Annotated in this window: 1 protein-coding gene; it reads left to right on the top strand. The window is 70.6% G+C overall.

The genetic code is table 11. The features are described 5' to 3' along the window. Window positions 1-435: 435 nt before the first annotated feature. Complete coding sequence (locus ACFV9O_RS40110) at window positions 436-2232, top strand: MarR family transcriptional regulator (protein ID WP_385427977.1); 1797 nt, start codon at window positions 436-438, stop codon at window positions 2230-2232. Window positions 2233-2321: the final 89 nt, after the last annotated feature.

The following is a 2321-nucleotide window of genomic DNA, read 5'->3' as shown; positions in this document are numbered from 1 at the left end:
CAGTCCATCCCCGCCACTCATACCAGCATCATCCCGCACGAACGATCACGAACCGCAGGCGGGTTGCGGTTACTGAGACACGCTCCTAGCACCCAAAGTGCCAACTGAGCTGCTCAAGTGCCAACTCAAGCGTTCAGTCACACCCGTCCAGCGCCTCACGCCGCCTGCCGCACCGCCCACGAGCCGGATGGAAGCCGCAGGCGGCCCGTAGAGCGCCCGAGGCCCCTTCGGGGTGGGGTTTTGACCCCCGGGAGGCTGTACGGCCGCTGTAGGCCCCGTAGCGACGCAGGGTGACGGAAGTTTCCGCTCTCGCGCGCGCACGCGTAGGGGCCCTGTCGGAAACCAGGAAACCCGGAAACCCGCTACACGGCGTGATGGTGACGGGCCGTCGCATGACCCGTCACCACCCAACTCACCGACCTGAGAAGAGGACTCGTGAGCTACACCTCAGTCTGGCGGACCCACCGCCAGTACGCCGCGACCGCCGCGCGATGGACGGCAGATCGCTGGAGGACCGAAGCCGAGCGGCGCCGCGTCGTGCGTGCCGAGCGGAAGCCGCTCGTTCGCGATGCCCGCCGCGCCCTGGCACAGGCCCGCGCCATGGACCCCGAGGGTGTCACCCCGCTGCGTCACCGTGCTGAGCGGGAGCTGGCCGCCGCGAAGCGGCGCGTGCCGGACCCGTTGTGGCTGTTCGCCACCAAGACCGGCGCCGTGCTCGGTGTCGCCGGATACCTCTACCTGCCGCAGGTCCCTGCCCGGGTGTGGGTGTGGTCGGCAGTCGCCGTCGTCGCCGCGATCACCGCGCTGATCGTGTGGGTGGCCGTGCGTGAGCGCGACACCACCGGTCTGAAGCCCACGGCTGAGGAGTCGGCGCTGCTGAAGCGGCTCACGCCGCAGCACTGGAAGGAGCACGCCGAACAGCGCGGCCTGGCGGGCACGCTGACTGGCCGGCCGAAGCTGACCGAGGCGGGCATCGTGTGCGCCGTCCGGCTCGACGGGACATGGACGGCGACCAAGCTCCGGGCCGCTGAGGACCATATCCGCGCCCTGCTCGGGGCCCGTACGAGCCTGCGCATGCAGATCAAGGCAGGCAAGCGCGGCGGCTGGGCAGAGCTGATCCTGCGTACCCGCAGTGCGGCCGACGGCGACGACCTGACGTGGACGCCCGAGCGGCGCTCGCTCGGGGTCGACACCGTCACCGGCGAGCAGGTCACGGTGCCGCTCGGGGAGCGGCTGCTGATCGCCGGACGGTCCGGCGCGGGCAAGTCGGTGGCTTCCCGGCCGCTGCTCTACGACGCGTCCGAGGGCGCGACGAACGCGCTCGTCATCATCGACCTCAAGCGCGTGGAAGGACGGTTGTGGGACCACCGGGCCCGCGTCGCCTCCACCCCGCGCGAAGTCGTCGACGTGGTCGACGAGCTGGAGACGGAGATGCTGGAACGGCTCAGCATCCTGCCCAAGGGCCAGGACACCTGGACCCCCACGGCGGACCGGCCACGCATCACGGTCGTCGTCGACGAGGGCGCCGAGGTCATGACGGCCGCCGACAAGGTCCCCTACGAGACCGAGACCAGCGACGGCAAGACCCGCACCGTCAACCGCTCCGCACTGCCCGGCCTGGAATCCATCGCTCGGATGGGCCGCGCGGCGTGCATCGACCTGTGGTGGATGACCCAGAAGCCCACCATCGGCGACGGCATCCCCAAGCAGATCGCCCCGCAGATCGGCGTCTCCATCTGCCTCGCGGTCCGCACCCCCGCTGAGGCCCGTGTGGTGCTCGGGGAGGACGCTCAGGCCAAGGGCTGGAACGCCGACGAGCTCCCGGTGCCCGGTGTGGCGCTGATCCGCGACGGCAAGCGCAAGCCCGACCCGGTCAAGGTCCGCTACATGGACAAGGCCGTCGTCATCGCCCTGCCCGACCGCACCCCGTGGTCCCGCACGGTCGCACCCACGGTGGAAGCCGCTGGCGCCCCGACGCTCACCCTCGTCAAGGACACCGCGACCGACGCGGCGCCGGATCAGCCCGCCACGGACAGCGCCGCCGCCCGCGTCCTCAAGGCCATCGAGAGCGCCGACGAACCGGTCCGGCAGAAGGACTTGGTCACGATCACGGGCCTGTCCAAGGGGGCCGTGTCCAAGGCCGTCAAAACCCTCACCACCGGCGGCACGGTCGTCCGCGCCGTGGACGGCCGCCTGACCGCCACGCGCGGCGACGACACCGCCGCAGCCTGATTCGAAAATCCCCCGTCCTGTTTTCCGTAGCCGCTGGTCAGGCAGCTCCTTCTGCTTGGAGGGTGACTTGGTAGCCGAGTTGGTTGAGC

It is taken from the genome of Streptomyces sp. NPDC059909 (assembly GCF_042730885.1).
Lineage (GTDB): Bacteria > Actinomycetota > Actinomycetes > Streptomycetales > Streptomycetaceae > Streptomyces.
This window is presented reverse-complemented; position numbering and strand designations above follow the sequence as displayed.